This window comes from Catellatospora tritici (assembly GCF_019083965.1).
Classification (GTDB): Bacteria; Actinomycetota; Actinomycetes; order Mycobacteriales; family Micromonosporaceae; genus Catellatospora; species Catellatospora tritici.
This window is the reverse complement of the sequence record NZ_JAHRCY010000018.1, coordinates 101944-120528: the sequence shown is the minus strand read 5'-3', so window position 1 is coordinate 120528 and position 18585 is coordinate 101944. Positions and strand designations below refer to the sequence as shown.

Sequence of the window (18585 nt, the reverse complement as noted above, 5' to 3'; positions counted from 1 at the left end):
GCCCATGATTCGCTCACTCATGCCGCATCCCCCGCCGCGAGTCGTACCGCTTCCATGATCTTTTCGTAGCCGGTGCAGCGGCACAGGTTGCCCGCCAGGGCCTCGCGGATCTGCGGATCCGTCGGGTGCGGGTTGCGGGCCAGCAGGTCGTCCACCGCGACGATCAGGCCCGGCGTGCAGAACCCGCACTGCACCGCGCCCGTCGCCAGGAACGCCCGCTGCACCGGCCCCGGCTCGGCGTCCGGGCCGCCGCTCAGCCCCTCGACGGTGACGACCTCCCGGCCGACCGCCTGTCCCGCCGCGACCAGGCACGCGCACACCGCGGTGCCGTCCAGGTACACCGTGCAGGAGCCGCATTCGCCCTGCTCGCAGGCGTTCTTACTGCCGGGCAGGCCGAGCCGCTCGCGCAGCACGTACAGCAGGCTCTCGCCCTCCCAGACGTCGTCGGCGGTGCGGGGCACCCCGTTGACCGTGCACGTCACCCGCACAGTTCCTCCCAGGCCCAGGTCAGCGTGCGCCGGGCCAGCACCGACAGGCTGTGCCTGCGGTAGGCGGCGGTGCCGCGGACGTCGTCGATCGGGGCGGCCGCGGCCGACACCAGCTCGCCGAAACGGCGGGCCAGGTCCGGGTCGAGCGGCTCGGGACCGTCCCAGGGCAGGTGCGCGGCGGCGAACTGCTCCGCCTCGGCGGCGCGGCGCGGCGTCGGCGCGGCCGAGCCGATCCCGGTGCCGACCGAGCGCCGCCCCGGGTGCAGCGCCAGCGCGAACGAGCTGACCGCGATCACCATCGCGTTGCGGGTGCCGATCTTCGCGAACTGCTCCGGCCCGTCGGCCGAGGCGACCAGCACCGCCGCGATCAGCTCGTCCGGGGCGAGCACGCTGCGTTTGGGGCCGGTGAAGAAGTCGACGACCGGAACCTCGCGGGTGCCGCGTACCGACGCCAGCTCGACCACTGCCCCGGCCGCCAGCAGCGGCGGGTGCCCGTCCCCGGCGGGCGAGGCCGAACCGAGGTTGCCGCCGAGGGTGCCCCGGTTGCGGATCTGCGGCGAACCGATCGTGCGCGCGGCCGCCGCCAGCCCCGGCAGCAGCCCACCCAACTCGTCGATGATCCGCGTGTACGTCACCCCCGCGCCGACGCGCAGGACGTCGCCGTCGCGCCCCCAGGCCGACAGCTCCGGCACCCGGGTCAGGTCCAGCAGCGCCGGCGGTCGGCGGCGGCGGAAGTTCAGCTCCACCATGACGTCGGTGCCCCCGGCCACCGGCACCGCCTCGGGCCGCTCGGCCTTGGCCGCCAGCGCGTCCGCCCAGGTCATCGGGGTGAGGAAGTCCATCATCGCCCGGCCCACTCCCACGCGAGCCCGGCCGGGGTCGCGCCGTCGCGCAGCACCGTCGCCTCGATCAGCCCGTACGGCCGGTCGGCGGCGAAGTACACCTCACCCGGGTTGTCCAACCCGAACGGCGACAGGTCGACCAGGAAGTGGTGCCGGTTCGGCAGCGCCAGCCGCACCTCGGCGACCTGCGGCACCCGTTCCAGCACCCGCTCGCCCATCGCGTACAGCGTCTGCTGCAGCGAGCGGCTGTAGGTCTGCGTGAAGGCGTCGACCAGTGCCGCGTGCACGGTGTCGTAGGCCTCGTCCCAGTCGGCGTCGAGGCCGTCGAACCGCCACCGGGCGTCGACCGCCGTCGCCAGGATCCGGTCGGCCGCCTCCGGCAGCGTCGTGTACCGGTCCCGGGCGAACCCGCGGAACTCCGAGTCGGTCGTGTTCATCAGCACCAGCCCGGTCAGCCCGCCCACCACCCACGCCCGCTCCGCGTCGGCGGTGACGGTGGCGAGCCGGGTCTCGTCGCCGCGCCGGGCGAAGGAGTGCTCGCCCAGCCGCTGCCACGGATGCCACTCGACCGTCACCCGGGCCTGCTCGATCGGGCCGCTGACGAAGTGCCGGGCCAGGTCCAGCCCGAACCGCTCGATCGAGGCGATGCCCTGGCGGGCGAAGGCGTACACGGTGTTCTTCTGCGTGTCGGTGGGCAGCACGTCGGTGTTGTCGCCGGTCAGGTGGGTCGCGTCCAGGCGGCCCGCGAGCGAGGTGCTGACCGTCAGGTCGGTGAGCCGGTGCTGCGGGCCGTCGCGGTCCACCCGCACCAGGCGGCACTCGGCCTTGCCGTAGCAGTTGGCGCCCAGGCGGATCGTCATCAGGAACCCCGGTATCATCAGGAGCCTCGATATGTGGTGTAGCCGAACTTGCTCAACAACAACGGCAGATGCAGGTGGCGGGTGGCGTCGGCGACGTCGAAGACGATCGTCACCTCGGGGAAGAAACTGCCCAGCCCCTGGTACGCGGCGACGTCGAAGCGCAGCCCGTAGCGGCCGGGCAGCCACTGCTCGGCGGGCACCCAGTCGCGCAGCCGCCCGTCGGCGTCGGTGGTCCCGGACGCGACGGTGGTCCAGCCGTACTGCCCCAGTCGCTGCAGGGTCACCGGCACGTCCGCCGCGGGCTCCCCTCGGCAGGTGTCCAACACGTGCGTCGACAGGCTCATGAGCTCATCAACTTCCGCAGCCGGTGGACGGTGATCGCGCTGAGCTCACGGCGTACGACCTCCCGTTCGGCGAGCGCGTCGTGCTCCAGCCGCGCCCGTGCCGCCGCGAGCATCTGCTCCGCCGAGCGCCCGCTGGCGAAGATCAGGAACACGTGACCGAACCGCTCCTCGTACGCCCGATTCGCCGCGACCAGCGCCTGAGCCGTCGTCGCGTCGGCGTCGGCCGCGCCCGACTGCTCGCGCCGCGACCAGGCCGCCTCCCGGCTGTCGCCGCGAGCCCGCTCCCCGATGCGCGGATGCGCCGCCAGCGCCCGCTCGATCTCCGCCCAGTCGAGCCCGTCCAGCGCCACCTCTCCGGCCGCCACCAGCGCGTCCTCGTCCGGGTACGGCCGCCCGGCCGTCACTTGCGCCGCCCATGCCGGGCTGGCACAGCAGGCGAGGAGTTCCGCCTCGGCCCGCGGCGCTGGCAGCTCGTTGAACGCGGCTGTCGACATGCGTTGAGTCAACCGACCCGCCCCGTACCGTTGAAGCGTCAGATGTACTGAAACCGCAACAATGCCTGGTTACCCTCTTCGGAGGTTACTACGAGAGCAGGTGCCCATGCGGCTTCGTGACGTGCTGGAACAGCCCGGGTCGCGGCTGCCGGTGCTCGTGGGCGCGGGCGAGCTCGACCGGCCGCTGACGCTGGCGTACACCACCGACCTGCTCGACCCGACCCGCTACCTGACCGGCGGCGAGGTGGTGCTCACCGGCATGATGTGGCGCCGCGAACCGGCGGACTCGGAACTGTTCGTGTCGCGCCTGGCCCACGCCGGGGTGGCCGCGCTCGGTGCCGGGGAGGGCGGACACGGGCCCGTCCCGGCCGACCTTGTCCAGGCCTGCGCCCGGCACGGGCTGCCGCTGTTCGCGGTCCCGGCCGAGGTGTCGTTCCGCGAGGTCACCGACCGGATCAGCGCGGTGCTGTGGGCCGAACGCGAAGCCGACGCCGTGGCCGCCCGCGGCCGTCAGCGCGGCCTGGTCGCCAGCCTCGCCGCCGGCGCCGACCTCGCCGAGGTATGGCCTGCCACCGGTGCCTGGCTGCTCAGCAGCACAGGCCGCGTCGTCACCGGGCCGCCACTGGACCCGACCGCTGCGACCGAAACGGGCGGCGCCCGCGCGACCGGGGCGGCGGGTCTGGGACCGCGCCTGGCCCGGGAGTTCCTGCGCGCTGCCACGCTGCCGGTGCGGTGTGCGGCGGGCGGGCGCGAGTTCCACCTGGACGCGGTGCCGCCGGGCGAGCGGCCGCTCGGGCAGTTCGTCGCGGTCGAGGGCGACCCGACCCCGGTGGAGAACCTCGTCGCCCTGGCCGCGCTCGACGCCGCCCGACACGACCGGGCCCGCCGTCTGGAACACCGCCTCGCGGGCCAACTCGTCGCGACGCTGCGCACCGGCGCCGCCCGAGCCGAGGTCGCGGCCGCGTTACGGGCCTGCGGATTGCCCGACACCGGGCCGCACACCGTGCTGGCCGCGGTCGTCGCCGGTGCCGAGGCGGCCGCGCTCCTGGCCGAGTTGCTGCAACCGGCGCCCGCGGTCGTGTGCGCCGACGGCGAGCGGGCGGTGGCGGTGGTCGCCGGTGCCGAACCCGCGCTCCGTGATCAGGCCCGCCACCTCGTCTCGGCGGTACGCGGACTGCGCCTGACCGCCGGGATCAGCGAAGCCGCCACCGACCTGGCCGGGCTGCCCGCCGCGCTGGCCCAGGCCGAGCACGCGCTCACCTACGCGGCGCGGCGGCCCGGCCGGGTGCGCGTGGTCGGCAGCGCCGAGCTGGCCTCGCACGAGCTGCTGCTGGCCAGCGTGCCCCGGCAGGTCCGGGAGGCGTTCGCGCAGCGGCTGCTGTCACCGCTGAGCGAGTACGACCGCACCCACCGCGCCGACCTCGTGCACACCCTGCGCACCTTCCTCGACTGCGACGGGTCCTGGACCCGGTGCGCGGCCGCGCTGCACCTGCACGTCAACACGCTGCGCTACCGCATCGGCCGCATCGGCGCCCTGACCGGCCGCGACCTCGACCACTTCCCCGACCGCGTCGACCTCTACCTGGCCCTGCGCGCCACCACCTGAGCACCCACGCCCGCCACGCCGCCGCGTCCTCCGGTCGCTGGGCGCTGGGCGCTGGGCGCTGGGCGCGTGCAGTTTCGGGGAAACTGCACGAATCGCGCCATGATTCCAACAGTTTCCCCGAAACTGCAGCCCCGACCGGGTGCCCAGCAGCCCGACCGGGCGCCCTGCGGCGCGGTCGGCCGGGCGGCTCGGAGTGGGACGGGTCAGGCGCCGCCGCCGAGCACGGCGTCGCCCTCGGCGGTCTCCTCGGCCGGGGGCCGGTGCTTGTGCACCAGGGCGTCCAGCGAGGTGCCGGTGTCGTTGACGCGCAGCACGAACGGCCGCTGCGGGGTGTACCGGATCGCGGTGATCGACGACGGCTCGACCTGGATGCGCTGGAACAGGTCCAGGTGCATGCCCAGCGCGTCGGCCACAATCGCCTTGATCACGTCGCCGTGGCTGCACGCCAGCCACACCGCCTCGTGCCCGTGCGACTCGGTGATGCGCGCGTCCCACGCGCGTACGGCGGTGACGGCGCGGTTGGCCATCGCCGCCATCGCCTCGCCGCCGGGGAACGTCACCGCGGCCGGATGGTGCTGCACCGTCGCCCACAGCGGGTTGTCGGCCAGCTCCTTGAGCGCCCGGCCGGACCACTCGCCATAGCCGCACTCGCGCAGGCCGTCCTCGGTGGCGACCGGGGTGCCCGGCAGGGCGAGCTCGAGCGTCTGGCGGCAGCGCAGCAGCGGGCTGCTCACCACCACGGCCAGCGGCAGGCCGGTCAGGCGGGCACCGGCCTGGCGGGCCTGCTCCATGCCGAACTCGTCGAGTTCGACGGGCAGGTCACCGGCGAGGATGCCGTCGGCGTTGGCGGTGGTGCGACCGTGTCGCAGCAGTAGAAGCGTGGCCACGTCCGCAAGCCTAGGTCGCGCTGATGGTGCTTGTGGCGAGCAGCGCGATGATCGCGCCACCCAGGATGACGCGGTACCACACGAACGCCATCAGCGTGTGGTGCGCGACGAACTTGAGCAGCCAGGCGATCGAGGCGTACGCGACGAGGAAGCTCACCAGCGTGCCGACGCCCAGGACCGTGCTGCTGACGGCGTCGCTGCCCAGCGCCTCGGGCAGCTCGTAGATGCCCGCGGCGACCAGGGCGGGCACGCCGAGGAAGAAGGACAGCCGGGTGGCGGTGACCCGGTCGAGGTCGCGCAGCAGACCGGTGGTGATGGTGGCGCCGGAGCGCGAGACGCCCGGGATCAGGGCCAGGCACTGGGCGAAGCCGATGATCAGGGTGTCCTTGAGGGTGAGCTGCTTCTCGTCGCGGATCTGGGTGGCGGCGTACTCGGCGAAGGCCATCACGCCCGCCCACACGATCATCGACCCGGCCACGAACCAGAGGCTGCGCAGCGGGCCGGTGATCAGGTCCTTGCCCAGGAAGCCGACGATGCCGATCGGGATGGAGCCCGCGATGACGTACCAGGCCAGGCGGTAGTCGAGGTCGTCGCGGGCGTCCTTGGAGAAGACGCCCTTGAACCAGGCCGAGGCCAGCCGCCCGATGTCCTTGGCGAAGTAGACCAGCACCGCCGCGATCGCCCCGATCTGGATCACGGCGGTGAAGGCGGTGACAGCCGTGTCGTCGATCGGCAGGCCCATCAGCTTCTCGGTGATGGTCAGGTGACCGGTTGAGGAGATCGGGAGGAACTCGGTGATGCCCTCCACGATGCCTAGGATGATCGCCTGCCAGATCGTGATCTCCACCTAGTCTCCCAGTCCACTCTCCGCGTACGCCTCAGCAACAGTACGCAACGTCTCCCGGCCGGAGTCGGCGTCTGCGACGAACAGCGCCAGCGACAGCGTAGTCACGCCCGCGTCGGCGAAGTCACGCAGTCTCCGGGCGATGCGGTCCTTGGGACCGAGCAGGGAAGTCCGGTCGATGAACTCCATCGGCACGGCCTCGGCGGCGTCGCGGTGGCGCCCGGCCAGGAACAGGTCCTGCACCTGGGCGGCAGCCTCGCCGTAGCCCATGCGGGTGGCCAGCTGGTTGTAGAAGTTCTGCTGGCGGCTGCCCATGCCGCCGACGTACAGCGCCGCGTACGACCGGACCAGCTCGGCACACATGTTCACATCGTCGCCCACCACCACCGGCACGGTCGGCACGATGTCGAAACCGTCGATCGTCTTGCCCGCCTTCTGCCGCCCGCGCTCGATCGCGGCCAGTTGCTCGGCGGCGAACTCGGGCGCGAAGAAGACGGCCAGCCAGCCGTCGGCGATCTCGCCCGCCAGTTCGAGGTTCTTCGGGCCGACCGCGGCCAGGTAGATCGGGATCTCGGTGCGCAGCGGGTGGAAGTTCAGCCGCAGCGACTTGCCCGGCCCGTCGGGCAGCGGCAGGGTGTGGAACTCGCCGTCGTAGCTGACCTGCTTGCGGCTCAGGGCCAGCTTGACGATGTCGACGTACTCCCGGGTGCGGGCCAGCGGCTTGCCGAAGCGCACGCCGTGCCAGCCCTCGGAGACCTGCGGCCCGGACACGCCCAGGCCGAGCCGGAACCGGCCGCCGGACAGGGTGTCGATGGTGGCGGCGGTCATCGCGGTGGCGGCCGGGGTGCGGCCGGGGATCTGCATGACGGCGCTGCCGACGTCGATGCGCTGCGTGTGGGCGGCGATCCAGGTCACCAGGCTCGGCGAGTCGGAACCGTAAGCCTCGGCGACCCAGGCGCTCGAGAAGCCCAGCCGGTCGGCCTCCTGCGCCAGCTCGACCAGCGTGGCCGGGGTCGACCAGGGCGTGAGGTATCCGATGTTGAGTCCGAGCTTCATGGCGCGCCTCCCAGGTCGGTGCCCGCACCGGCGCGGGACGAGGTCAGGTTACCGGCTAGTAGCGATCATGTGAAGCACAGGGCGGATCCGGTCCCCGTGCCGTCGTCACACGTCGCCCAGCACCTGGCGCAGCCTTTCCGCGTACGCCCGCGGGTGGGTGGTGTTGCCGTTGTGCCCACCCGGGAAGTCGACCGCGGCGGTGCCGACCAGCGCGGCCAGTTCCATCGCGCAGCGGTGGTCGAAGACGTGGTGCGGGGTGGTGCGGCCGTAGACGGGCACGATGGGCACACCCGCGGCCCGCAACGCCGCCGGGTCGAGGGTGTCGCGCACGATCGCGGTGAAGTCGTGCTCGATGAAGACGTCGAAGTTCGCAGCGCGGCGGGCGTCCAGCGGGTGCGCGGTCAGGCCGGGCTCGGCGTCGGGGTTGGCCGGGTCGATGCCCAGCACCCGGGCTATCTGCCCGAACACCGCCCGCAGGCCCTCGGCCCGGTAGAGCCGCTGCAGGTCCCGCAGCTCCTCTTCATGAAAGGCCCGCTCGGCGGGCGGCAGCAACCAGGGCGCGACGGGCTCGTGCGCGACCAGCACCTCGAGCTGTGCCGGGTGCCGCACGGCCAGGTGCATGCCGATGACCGCGCCGAGGCTGCAGCCGAGCATCCGGGCAGGCCGGTCGGTCAGCGCCGCGAGCAGCCGGTGCACGTCGTCGGCGTGGTCGGCCAGCGTGCCCGGCCGGGCCGGGTCGCTCAGGGTGCTGCGGGACAGGCCGCGTCGGTCGTACGTCACCACGGTGTAGTCGGCCACGAGCCGGTCCACCAGGTCGACGCTGCGTCCCGCGTCCCCCTCCCCGCTCTGCGAGATCAGCAGCAGCGGGCCGGAGCCGCGCACCTCGTAGTACAGCTCGGCACCCGGCACGGACAGGGTCGCGGCGCCCGCCGCATTCGTGATCGTCATGCCGGAACGATAACCCATCTTTTCTGATGCATCAAGAGTGATGCATCAGAAAAGATGTAGACTGCGGCCATGAACGGAGTCGACCTGTTCCTGCTCGGGCGAACGCTGATGAAGATCGGCGAGGACGCCATCCCCGCCCCGGCCGACGGGCAGTACCAGGCCGCGGAGCGGACCGTCCTGATCGTCGCGGCCGACGTCGCGGCCCATCCCGGCAGCTCCATCAGCGAGATCACCGAGCGCACCGGGTTCCCGCAGAGCGCGGTCTCCGGCAGTGTCGCCCGGCTGCGCGAGGCCGGAGCGGTGCGAACCCGCACCGACCCCGCCGACCGCCGACGCCAGCTCGTCCACCCCGCCGACCAGGTGTCCGAACGGGTGGCCGAGATCCGTGCCACCGGCATCGACGTCGCCCTGGCCGCCGCCCTGGGCACCGACGACCCCGGCCGACTGGCGGAGGTCACGGCCGCGCTGGACACCCTCGCGCGCCGGCTGGGCCCGACCGCGCTGACCAAACTGCGCCGCCCTGGTGGCACCGCCTGACCGGACCACGGATCGGCAGCCCCGATCGAAGGCGAATACAGTTCAGACCATGCAGCAGCGGCCACTCGGCAACAGCGGGATGATGGTCTCCCGCCTCGCCCTGGGCACCATGACGTGGGGTCTGGACACCGACCCCGACGACGCCGGTGCCCAGCTCAAGGCGTATGTGGACGCCGGTGGCACACTGATCGACACCGCCGACGTATACGCCGACGGCGAGGCCGAGGCCGTGCTGGGCACCCTGCTGGACGCCATGGTGTCGCGCGAGGACATCCTCATCGTCGCCAAGGCCGGGCTGCGCGCCAGGGCCGGGCGCCGCTACGACGGCTCCCGTGGGCACCTGCTGCGTACGCTGGACACCACTTTGCGCCGACTCGGCGCATCCTATGTGGACCTGTGGCAGGTGCACGGCAGCGATCCGGACACCCCCTGGGAGGAGACGCTCGCCGCCATCGACCACGCGGTCGCCACCGGCAGGGCCCGCTACGCCGGGGTGTCCAACTTCTCCGGCTGGCAGACCGCGCGGGCCGCCACCTGGCAGAAGGCCTGGCCCGGCCGCGCCCCCATCGTCGCCACGCAGATGGAGTACTCCCTGCTCCAGCGCGGCATCGAACGTGAGGTGCTGCCCGCCTGCGCGGCGCTGGGCATCGGGGTGCTGCCCTGGTCGCCGCTGGGACGCGGGGTGCTGACCGGCAAGTACCGCCACGGACGACCCGCCGACTCGCGCGGATCGTCGCCGCACTTCGAACGGTTCGTGCTGCCGTACCTGCAGCCACGGTGCTCGGCGATCGTCGAGGCGGTCGCCACGGCCGCCGACGGACTCGGGGTCACCGCCGCCGAGGTGGCCCTGGCCTGGGTACGGGACCGGCCCGGGGTGACCGCGCCGATCCTCGGTGCCCGCGACGTCGGCCAGCTCATGGCCGCGCTGCAGGTGGAGGACATGGTGCTGCCACCGGAGATCGCCCGCGCCCTCGACGACGTCTCGGCCATCGCCATCACATACCCCGAACTCGAAGCCTGACCCGTGCCGGGCACCGCCGCCGGTGGCGCCGCTGCAGTTTCGGGGAAACTGCGCGAATCTTGGCCCCGATTGCCGCAGTTTCCCCGAAACTGCAGCACATCCGGGTTCGGGTTGGGGTTGTTTCGGGAGGTTTGGGCGAGTGATGTCCCCGGCGGGCGTGATTTCGCAGCTCGCGGTGTGACTCCGTGCTTGCCGTGCCCGCCCGTCAAGGAGCACGATCGAGCACATGGACTACGAATACGCACCGCTGCGGCTGCCACCAGACATCGATCGGCTGACCGCGGCGGTGCGGCTGGCCATCCAGGCGGAGTACGGCGGGTGGGAACTGGCCCGGGTCCGGCTCATGAAGGACGGCACCCGCCAGGTGCTCCTGCGTCGCCCGCTTCGCCTGGCCATCCTCCCCGGCCCCTCCGCCTGACGACGAAGCCGACCTATCCTGACGACGAAGCCGACCCATTCAGTCCGACGCACAGGCGGTCGACTTCAGTCCGACGCACAGGCGGTCGACGCGGACAGCGCGATCAGGGTCAGGACGACACCGCCGACCCGCCGCCCCCGGTCACCAGCGTGCGCGCGTCGCCGAGCGAGTCGGCCGCACCAAGCGGCGCCGCTCCCCGCGTATGACCTGGTGTTGCGGCGCACACCATCCGATCCCGGTAACGAAAGCAGCGCCGATCCCGGTAGCGAAAGCAGCGCGCACCCGGCGGGTGCGCGCTGCTCGCTCGTCGCGGAAGATCAGTCCTGGTCTTCCATGATGTCGCCGTTCAGGTGCTCGTCGAGGCGGGCGACGAGCTTGTCCTGGGCGCCCAGGGTGAACGGGCCGTTGGCGTCGGACTCCTCGAAGTCGTCGGGCTCCAGCGAGTTCTCCACCTCGGCCACGGTGACGATGCCGTCCAGCGGCTCCAGCTCCGGGATGTCCAGCGCCGCCAGCGAGCCGTCGGAGCTCTGCAGCAGCTCCAGCAGCGCGTCGGCCACGGTGGCGACGGGCTCGGAGTCGCCGTCGCTGAGCCCGGCCTCGCGGCGGGCCAGCTCGGCGGCGTTGATCAGCGCCGAGACGCTCGGCACCAGGTAGTCCCGGCGCTGGCGAACGGAGATCACGCGCGGGTGCGGGTCGGTCGGGGCCTGCTCCGCGGCCACCAGGTCGGCCATGAACCGGTCGGCCTTCTCCAGGTCGATCGGCTCCACCTCCCAGGGCAGCGGCTCGCCGTACGTCTCCGAGAGGGCGTCGTCGTAGGCGACGGCGGCGTTGTTGAACGCCACATAGGCCCGCCAGACCTCGTCGCTGTCGACCTCACCCTTGGCGTCGCGAACGGCGGCCAGGTGCGCTCGGGCCGTGGTGATCATCTCTTCCAGCGCGGCCTCGACGGCAGCGTGGTTGTCGCTCATTACTCGGTTACTCCTTCATACGACGAGACAGAGTCGGTGCACCGACGGGCTTCAACTCTGGCGCAGGAACCTGTCGAGAACCCGCACGCCGAACTGTAGTCCCTCGACTGGGACGCGCTCGTCGATGCCATGGAACAACGCGGAGAAGTTCAGCTCTGCGGGAAGCCGCAGCGGGGCGAACCCGAAGCAGCGGATCCCCAGCCGGGCGAACGACTTGGCGTCGGTCCCGCCCGACAGCATGTACGGCACCGCCCGAGCTCCCGGGTCCTCGGCCTTGAGGGCCAGCGCCATGGCGTCGACCAGTGCCCCGTCGAACGTGGTCTCCAGCGCGTTCTGGCGGTGAATCGACTCTATCTCCAGGTCCGGCCCGAGCACCTCCGCCAACTGCTCGCGGAACAGGTCGAACTGGCCAGGCAGGGTCCGGCAGTCGATGGTCGCGCCCGCCCGGCTGGGGATCACGTTGTCCTTGTACCCGGCCGCCAGCCGGGTCGGGTTCGCGGTGTTCCGGATGGTCGCCCCGATGATCGTGGCGATCGGTCCCAGCTTGGCGATGGCCGCCTCCGGGTCGTCGGGGTCCAGTTCGATCTGCAGCGCGTCGGCGACCTCGGCCAGGAAGGCCCGCACGGTCGGGGTGACCACCACCGGGAACCGGTGCCGCCCGACCCGGGCCACCGCCTCGCACAACGCGGTCACCGCGTTGTCGTCGTGCACGAACGAGCCGTGGCCGGGGCGGCCGGTGGCGAACACGCGCAGCCAGTCGATGCCCTTCTCGGCCGTCTGCACCAGGTACAGGCGCAGGTCGTTGCTCACCGTGTACGAGAAACCGCCGACCTCGCCGACCGCCTCGGTGCAGCCTTCCAGCAGCTCCGGGTGCTTCTCGACCAGGAACGTGGCACCGAACTCGCTGCCCGCCTCCTCGTCGGCGGTGTAGCACAGCACGATGTCGCGTGGCGGTACGTAGCCGGTGCGCTGCCAGTCGCGTACCACCGCCAGCGACATCGCGTCGAAGTCCTTCATGTCGACGGCGCCACGGCCCCAGATGCAGTCCCCGCTGGCGCCGTCGGCCTTGATCTCGCCGGAGAGCGGGTGCACCGACCACTCCGAGGCGTCGAACGGCACGACGTCGAGGTGACCGTGCACCAGCAGCGCCCCCCGGGAGCTGTCCCGCCCCGGGATGCGGGTGATCACGTTGGCCCGGCCCTGCCTGCTCTCCACCACCTGCGGGTGCAGGCCGACCTCGCTGAGGCTGGTCGCGACGTACTCGGCCGCGGCCCGCTCGCCGGCGCTGGTGGCGTGGTCGCCGGTGTTCGTGGTGTCGATGCGGATGAGGTCGCGGCAGAGGTCGATAACCTCATCGGTGGCGGCAGTACTCATAAGGATCTTCCTACCAGGTCCGGCTGCCCCGGCCCAGTCGAGCGGGGCCGCGGCCTTCCGGGTCGGGGCCTGAGCGGCTACGCTGAGGCCCGCATGTCGTAGGCAAGCCTTTCCTAACTTAGCGCTAACACCTGGAGACCGCAGTGACCGGCACGCCGCGAGACCCCGCCGCGGAAAGCCTCGCCGACCTGCTCGGCGGCCGCCGGGCCGCCATCGACGCCACCGTCGGGCCACTGGCCTTCGGCATCGGGTACAGCCTCGGCGGCGCCCACGCGCTGGAGTGGGGCGTCGGCGCGGCCGCCGCGATCAGCGTGCTGCTCGCGGTGTGGCGGATCAGCGCGGGCGACAAGCCCCGCGCGGTGCTGATCGGGCTGCTGGGCATCGGCTTCGCCGCGCTGATCGCGCTGTACACCGGGCACGCCGAGGCGTTCTTCCTCATCCGCATCGCCACCAACGCCGCCAGCGCCCTGGCCTGGGCGGTCAGCATCGTCATCCGCTGGCCGCTGCTCGGCGTGGTGGTCGGGCTGGTCCTGCTGCAAGGCGGCAGGTGGCGGCACGATCCAGACCTGCTGCGGGCGTACAGCCGGGGCAGCTGGGTCTGGGTCGGGCAGTACCTGCTCCGGCTGGCGGTGTGGCTGCCGTTGGCCTGGGCCGGGATGACCAAAGAGCTGGCGTTCTCCACCGCCGCGCTGACCTGGCCGCTGATCGCCGCCTGTCTGGCCGTGAGCTGGTGGGTCATGCGTCGCACCCTGCCCCCGAGCCACCCCGGCCTGCGCCACCCCGTCCTGCCCGAACCCGCCCACGTCTGAACCCGCGCCGCCCGCCGAACGCCCGGCAGCGCGCGGTGCGCGGTGCGCGGTGCGCGGTGCGCGGTGCGCGGTGCGCTGCTGCAGTTTCGGGGAAAGTGCTGGAATTCGGCCCAAGATTCGTGCAGTTTCCCCGAAACTGCACGACGCACCCGCCCATGAGAGCGCTCTCGCGCGTATCTTGGGCGGCGGCAGGACCGGTCAGCCCGTGCCGTCGCCGGTCGGCCAAGCCGGGCGGCGGGTCGGCCCGGCCGCGGCGCTACCGGCCGGGCGGCCGCCCCGACCCGCTGGTCGGGCTGCGAGCGGAGAACGAGTTCGCGGAGCGGACCGGGTCCGGGAGAACGCGATCACGAGAGGCGGGAGCTGTGCGTAGTCCGACGCAGCGGGAGTTGGGCGGCGATGACGTGGCGGCGTACGCGCGGGCGGCGTTCGGCGAGACGGCGGCGGTCGTCGACTGCGCGGAGCTGTCCGGCGGCGGGTTCGCGGCCGTGTGGCGGGCTCGGCTGGCGGACGGCCGCGACGTCGTCCTCAAGGTCGGGCCGGACGGGGACGTGCCGCTGCTGCGGTACGAGGCAGGCATGATCGAGTCCGAGGCGTGCTATTTCCGGCTGATCGAGCAGCGGGCGCCGCGGGTGCCGGTGCCGCGGGTGCTGCACCACGGCGACGGCTGGCTGTTCACCACCCTGCTGCCCGGCGCCGCGCTGACCGAGCTCGACAGCCCGCAGGACGGCGTACGCGAGCAGCTGGGCGCCGCGATGGCGGCGGTGCACGAGGTGACCGGCGACCGGTTCGGCTACCCCGGCCCGCGCCCGCAGGGCGCCACCTGGAGCGGGGCCTTCGCGGCGATGGTGGACGCGATGCTGGCCGACGCCGAGGACTGGCAGGTGGCGCTGCCGGTGCCCGCCGACGCGATCCGGACGGTCGTCGCGTCGTACGCGGAGGTGCTGGACGAGGTCACGCGGCCCGCACTGGTCCACTTCGACCTGTGGGACGGCAACGTGCTGGCCGTCGACGGGCGGCTGACCGGCGTCGTGGACGGCGAGCGCTACCTCTACGGCGATCCGCTGGTCGACTTTGTCTCCCCCGCCGTGACGCGCCGCATCGAGGAGGAGCCGGACAACGCATTCGTGCGCGGGTACGCCCGCGCCGCCGGGCGCCCGGAGACGTTCTCGCCGTCCGAGCGCCGGCGCCTGGCGCTGTACCGGCTGTACCTGTACCTGCTGATGCACGTCGAGGTGCCCAGCCGCGCCATCGATGACCAGCGGCGCGTCGAGTACATCGCGCGGCTGCTCGCCGAGGAGGTCGGGCTGCTGTCGGCCTGACCTCGCGGCCGGTCAGCGGTCGAGCCGGGACAGGCGCCGGACCACCTCGTCCAGGAGCGCGGGCACGTCGCCGTCGTCGGCGACCGCGACCGGCCCGGCCCGGCCGGCCTCGACCGTGGTGGCGCCGCGTTCGGCGCCGGTGGTCGTGTCGACCAGCACCCGGGCGGGGCGGGAGCGGATCAGCTCCGGGCGCAGCGCGGCCAGGACCGCGATCGCGTCGTGCACCGGCGTGACGTCGCCGGAGCCCTGCTCGCGGTACGCGCGGCCGTAGAAGTCCAGCGCGTCGGCGCAGCGGGCGCCGACCGGCCCGCCCGCGCGCAGTCGCGCGACCGCGGCGTCGGGCAGGGTGCACCGCAACGTCAGGTCGAGCGTGACCTGCGTCGTCGGCACCTCGACGCCCGGGTCGGTCAGCACCCGGTGGGCTGCCTCGGGGTCCCACCAGATGTTGAACTCGGCGGCCCGGGTGATGTTGCCCGTGCCGACCGACCCGCCCATCACGACCAGGCGGGCCAGCCGGGCCGCGGCGTCGGGGAACGTCGCGTACAGCAGGGCGATGTTGGTCAGCGGTCCGATCGCGACCAGGGTCACCGGGCGAGACGCGGCGCGGATCGAATCGGCCAGGAAGGCCGCGCCGTGGCGTGGATCAGGTCCGCCGGGCGGGGTGGGCAGGTCGATGCCGCCCAGACCGTCCTCGCCGTGCACGTGCGCGCCGAAGCCGGTCGACGACCGGACCAGCGGCCGGGCCGCCCCGGCCGCGACCGGGATGTCGGCACGCCCGGCCAGGGCCAGCACCGCGCGGGCGTTGCGGGTGGTGCGGGCCAGCCCCGCGTTGCCGCCCACGGTACTCACCCCGACCAGGTCGAGTTCCGGACCGGCGCAGGCGACCAGCAGCGCGATCATGTCATCGATACCGGGGTCACAGTCGATCAGCAGGGCGTCGGCCATACTCCGATTCTGGCGCCCGCCTCCGCGGGCGCGGCGATCGGCTCTACTGTTTGCGCCCGCCTCCGCGGGCGCGGCGATCGGCTCTACTGTTTGCGCCCGCCTCCGCGGGCGCGGCGATCGGCTCTGCTGCTGGCGCTCGCCTCCGCGAGCGCGGCGATCGGCCTTTGAAGCCGACCGCATCGGCGCGTCGCTACATCGCCTGCGGCGATGCCACGCTCCTTTACCGATGCGGTCGGCGGCCGATCGCGGGGCAATCGCGAGGAGGCAATCTTGGAGGGCAATCGCGGGGGGGGAATCGCGGGGGGAAATCGCGGTCGGGGCCGATCGCGGGGGGTGGTATGCCGATTCGGACGGTTGCGGACCGGCGACCTCGACCTCAGGGTGTCGCTATGCCTGTGCCGCGTTACGGCTCCTCACCCGTGGGTCGCCCGTCGGGCCTGATCCCACCCCCTGTCGACCTGGGCGGGGTGACCGAGCTGCGCCTGCACGGCGTGGGCGGCACCACCGCCGAGGACCTGCTCGGCGACCTCGCCCCGCAGCAGGTCTCCGGCGACCGCATCGCCGGGTTCTACCGCACCGCCGACCTGCCCGCCCGTCCGGCCACACCACCCGACCCCGAGCGCGACCAGCCGAGCCGCCACATCGAGGCGTACTCGTGGGGCGGGCTGACCTCGCGCAGCGGCTCGCGTGTGCTGTGGTTGCTGCTGCTGCCGTTCGCACTGGCCAATCTGGCCGGTTGGATGTGCTCGCCGCGCACCCACCGCAACGGATTCCTGTTCCGGCTGCACCGGACGGCGGTGCGCTGGACCGCGCTCGGCATCACCGTCAACGTCGTGCTGATCACCGCGCTCGCCTCGATGGAGCTGATCGGCTACCAGTGCGGCGCCCGCGACGACTGCGCGGGCCAGATCTGGCTGCTGAGCTGGCTGCGTGATCCGGTGCTGGCCGCGCATCCGGCCCAGCGGGTCGCCATCGGCGCGATCCTGCCGCTGCTGGTCATCGTGGGGCTGGCCATCCTCACCCTGCGCACCATCAGCCGGTACGAGGAGATCAAGCCCCCGTTCCTGGCCGGGCAGGAGCCGGCGCGGGAGGCGGTCAGCGCCGCCCAGCCGCGCCGGGGCCTGGCCGACCGCGGCTTCTGGGACGGTCGCCGCAGCGCGTTCGACCAGGGCTGCGCACACGTCGCCGCGGCGGCGGGCTGGATCGCGCTGGTGCTGGTGCACACCGCGCACACCATCGGGCACGAGGCCGGGGTCGACTTCGCGCAGGAGCAGTGGTGGACGGCGGCGCTGATTCTCGGCGGCGGCGCGGTTTTGGGCGCCCTGCTCGTCACCGCCGTCGACGGCGTACACCGGGTGCTCACCGGCACGCTGCTGGTCGTCGCGGCGGCGGCGCTGGTGGCCGCGGCCGTCTTCGCGGTGCTGCAGCCCAGCGTGGACACGGCGACCCAGTGGAGCTACCTGCCCGGCATGCGCAACTCCATCAACGCGGGCTTCATCGGCCTGTTCGGCTCGCTGGGCCTGGTGCTGGTCTCGTCGCTGCTGGGCGGCTGGCGCAAGGGCACGTTCTTCATCTACGGCCCGTTCGTGGTGCTCGCCGTCAGCATCGCGCTGCTCAACGCGGTGCTGCTGGGCGCGATGCTGCGGGTGATCGACGTGTTCGCCGAGGTCTCCTCGCGGCTGCTGCTGCCCGGCCTCGCCGTCGATCACGACACGCTGTACGTGTACCCGATCGTCGCCACGCTGCACCAGTACCTCACCCTTCCCCCACTGGCGCTGATCGCCGTCTTCGTGGTGTACGAGCTGGTCTCCTACTGGCGGGCGGGCCTGGACAGCCCGCGGCGCAAGGAGACGCTGGCGTTCTACCTCGACGAGAAGCGCTACCCCCGGCCCACCGCCGAGCAGGGCTGGTACGACAGCGCGGTGGAGGGCGCGGGCGCCACCCGGTGGACCGCCGGAGTGGTGCGCGCCCGCAAGATCGCGGGCATGGCCCGGCACATCGACCGGCTGCTCACCTCGATGGCGGCAGTCGGCCTGATCCTGCTGGTGGCGATCCAGATCCGCTACTGGTACTTCCACGAGCTGCCCTGGGGCACCCAGTGGACGGTCACCGTCGGCACGTACCTGGCGGCGGCGCTGCCGGTGCTGGTGGTGCTGCTGCTGCGGCGCGGCTGGACCAACCTGGCCAGCCGTCGGCGCATCGGCGTGCTGTGGGACATCTCCACGTTCTGGCCGCGCGCCTACCACCCGCTCGCCCCGCCGTCGTACGCCGAGCGGGCCGTGCCCGAGCTGCAGCGGCGGCTGTGGCGGCTGCACACCAGCGGCGGTCGGGTCGTCGTCGCCGCGCACAGCCAGGGCACCGTCATCGCGGCGGCGGCCCTGCTGCAGCCGGACAACCTGCCCGCCGGTGGCCTGTTCTCACTGGCCACCTTCGGCTCGCCGCTGCGCACGCTGTACGGCTGGGCGTTCCCGGCCTACTTCGGCGACGGGGTGCTGCGCGGGCTGCAGTCGCGGGTCAGGGTGTGGCGCAACTACGCGTACGAGACCGACTTCATCGGCGGCCTCGCGCTCGACCCGCTGATCCCGGCCAACGTGGACGTCGTGCTGCCCGACCCGGGCACCTGCTGGTACATCTACGGCCAACCGCGGCCGCTGGCCCGCCGCCACACCGGTTACTGGGACGACCCGGCGATGTGGCAGGGCGTGGACGACATGGCCAAGGCGCTGGCCGAGCTGCCCGCGCCCGAGGTGCCGGACGTGCCGGTGCAGGGCGGCCCGCCCGACGACGAGACCGAGGTGACGGTCACCGAGCTGAAGTCCTAGGTG

At 72.7% G+C, this 18585-nt stretch carries 19 protein-coding genes; 7 read left to right on the top strand and 12 right to left on the bottom strand.

The genetic code is table 11. The features are described from left to right. Positions 1 to 17: 17 nt before the first annotated feature. The 5 genes from KUA19_RS31750 to uraD are packed head-to-tail and all read right to left on the bottom strand — an operon-like array spanning position 18 to position 3028. On the bottom strand, positions 18 to 482 hold the full coding sequence (locus tag KUA19_RS31750; RefSeq protein WP_308167760.1) for a (2Fe-2S)-binding protein: 465 nt from the start codon (positions 480 to 482) through the stop codon (positions 18 to 20). Next, positions 479 to 1333 carry an FAD binding domain-containing protein gene (locus tag KUA19_RS31745; RefSeq protein WP_254550404.1) on the bottom strand — a complete coding sequence of 285 codons (855 nt, stop codon included), beginning with the start codon at positions 1331 to 1333 and terminating at the stop codon, positions 479 to 481. The genes KUA19_RS31750 and KUA19_RS31745 overlap by 4 nt, the downstream gene beginning before the upstream one ends. Next, entirely contained in the window at positions 1330 to 2190 is an 861-nt protein-coding gene (gene pucL / locus KUA19_RS31740) for a factor-independent urate hydroxylase (protein WP_217401938.1), read from the bottom strand. The genes KUA19_RS31745 and pucL overlap by 4 nt, the downstream gene beginning before the upstream one ends. 17 nt (positions 2191 to 2207) lie before the next feature. Further along, positions 2208 to 2534, bottom strand: coding sequence for a hydroxyisourate hydrolase (uraH, locus tag KUA19_RS31735; RefSeq protein WP_217401937.1), 327 nt, complete (start codon positions 2532 to 2534; stop codon positions 2208 to 2210). Next, the gene (uraD, locus tag KUA19_RS31730) at positions 2531 to 3028 is read right to left on the bottom strand and encodes a 2-oxo-4-hydroxy-4-carboxy-5-ureidoimidazoline decarboxylase (protein WP_217401936.1); all 498 of its coding nucleotides are present in this window, start codon (positions 3026 to 3028) and stop codon (positions 2531 to 2533) included. The genes uraH and uraD overlap by 4 nt, the downstream gene beginning before the upstream one ends. Before the next feature lie 106 nt (positions 3029 to 3134). Between uraD and KUA19_RS44175 the strand changes: the two genes are divergently transcribed. Continuing rightward, positions 3135 to 4634: a PucR family transcriptional regulator gene (locus tag KUA19_RS44175; protein ID WP_217401935.1), complete on the top strand. Its 1500-nt coding sequence runs from the start codon at positions 3135 to 3137 to the stop codon at positions 4632 to 4634. A 203-nt stretch (positions 4635 to 4837) separates the two neighbouring features. Here KUA19_RS44175 and KUA19_RS31720 read toward each other — a convergent pair whose 3' ends face one another. From KUA19_RS31720 to KUA19_RS31705, 4 genes are all read right to left on the bottom strand, one after another. After that, the gene (locus KUA19_RS31720) at positions 4838 to 5521 is read right to left on the bottom strand and encodes an MSMEG_4193 family putative phosphomutase (protein WP_217401934.1); all 684 of its coding nucleotides are present in this window, start codon (positions 5519 to 5521) and stop codon (positions 4838 to 4840) included. Between the two features lie 10 nt (positions 5522 to 5531). Then, positions 5532 to 6362: an undecaprenyl-diphosphate phosphatase gene (locus tag KUA19_RS31715; protein ID WP_217402055.1), complete on the bottom strand. Its 831-nt coding sequence runs from the start codon at positions 6360 to 6362 to the stop codon at positions 5532 to 5534. Positions 6363 to 6368: 6 nt separating this feature from the next. Beyond that, positions 6369 to 7421, bottom strand: coding sequence for an LLM class F420-dependent oxidoreductase (locus KUA19_RS31710; protein ID WP_217401933.1), 1053 nt, complete (start codon positions 7419 to 7421; stop codon positions 6369 to 6371). 105 nt (positions 7422 to 7526) lie between these two features. Beyond that, the gene (locus KUA19_RS31705; protein ID WP_217401932.1) at positions 7527 to 8369 is read right to left on the bottom strand and encodes an alpha/beta fold hydrolase; all 843 of its coding nucleotides are present in this window, start codon (positions 8367 to 8369) and stop codon (positions 7527 to 7529) included. Between the two features lie 69 nt (positions 8370 to 8438). Between KUA19_RS31705 and KUA19_RS31700 the strand changes: the two genes are divergently transcribed. From KUA19_RS31700 to KUA19_RS31690, 3 genes are all read left to right on the top strand, one after another. Beyond that, positions 8439 to 8906 (top strand): MarR family winged helix-turn-helix transcriptional regulator, encoded by a 468-nt coding sequence (locus KUA19_RS31700; RefSeq protein WP_217401930.1) that lies wholly within the window; start codon positions 8439 to 8441, stop codon positions 8904 to 8906. 49 nt (positions 8907 to 8955) lie between these two features. Next, positions 8956 to 9927, top strand: coding sequence for an aldo/keto reductase (locus tag KUA19_RS31695; RefSeq protein ID WP_217401928.1), 972 nt, complete (start codon positions 8956 to 8958; stop codon positions 9925 to 9927). A gap of 226 nt (positions 9928 to 10153) precedes the next feature. Further along, on the top strand, positions 10154 to 10345 hold the full coding sequence (locus tag KUA19_RS31690; protein WP_217401927.1) for a DUF5703 family protein: 192 nt from the start codon (positions 10154 to 10156) through the stop codon (positions 10343 to 10345). Between the two features lie 317 nt (positions 10346 to 10662). Here the strand turns inward: KUA19_RS31690 and KUA19_RS31685 are convergent, their stop codons facing one another. Next, positions 10663 to 11313: a hypothetical protein gene (locus KUA19_RS31685; protein WP_217401925.1), complete on the bottom strand. Its 651-nt coding sequence runs from the start codon at positions 11311 to 11313 to the stop codon at positions 10663 to 10665. Between the two features lie 51 nt (positions 11314 to 11364). After that, on the bottom strand, positions 11365 to 12687 hold the full coding sequence (locus KUA19_RS31680) for a M20/M25/M40 family metallo-hydrolase (protein ID WP_217401923.1): 1323 nt from the start codon (positions 12685 to 12687) through the stop codon (positions 11365 to 11367). A 143-nt stretch (positions 12688 to 12830) separates the two neighbouring features. Between KUA19_RS31680 and KUA19_RS31675 the strand changes: the two genes are divergently transcribed. Together KUA19_RS31675 and KUA19_RS31670 are read left to right on the top strand one after the other, a co-directional pair. Further along, positions 12831 to 13496, top strand: a complete 666-nt coding sequence (locus tag KUA19_RS31675; RefSeq protein ID WP_217401921.1) for a DUF3159 domain-containing protein — start codon at positions 12831 to 12833, stop codon at positions 13494 to 13496. 362 nt (positions 13497 to 13858) lie between these two features. After that, a complete protein-coding gene (locus KUA19_RS31670; RefSeq protein WP_308167759.1) occupies positions 13859 to 14815 on the top strand; it encodes a phosphotransferase in 957 nt (318 codons plus the stop codon). Between the two features lie 12 nt (positions 14816 to 14827). Here KUA19_RS31670 and KUA19_RS31665 read toward each other — a convergent pair whose 3' ends face one another. Beyond that, positions 14828 to 15760 carry a nucleoside hydrolase gene (locus KUA19_RS31665; protein ID WP_217401917.1) on the bottom strand — a complete coding sequence of 311 codons (933 nt, stop codon included), beginning with the start codon at positions 15758 to 15760 and terminating at the stop codon, positions 14828 to 14830. Between the two features lie 389 nt (positions 15761 to 16149). On the opposite strand from KUA19_RS31665, the gene KUA19_RS31660 reads away from it, so the two are divergent. Then, a complete protein-coding gene (locus KUA19_RS31660; RefSeq protein WP_217401915.1) occupies positions 16150 to 18582 on the top strand; it encodes a hypothetical protein in 2433 nt (810 codons plus the stop codon). Positions 18583 to 18585: the final 3 nt, after the last annotated feature.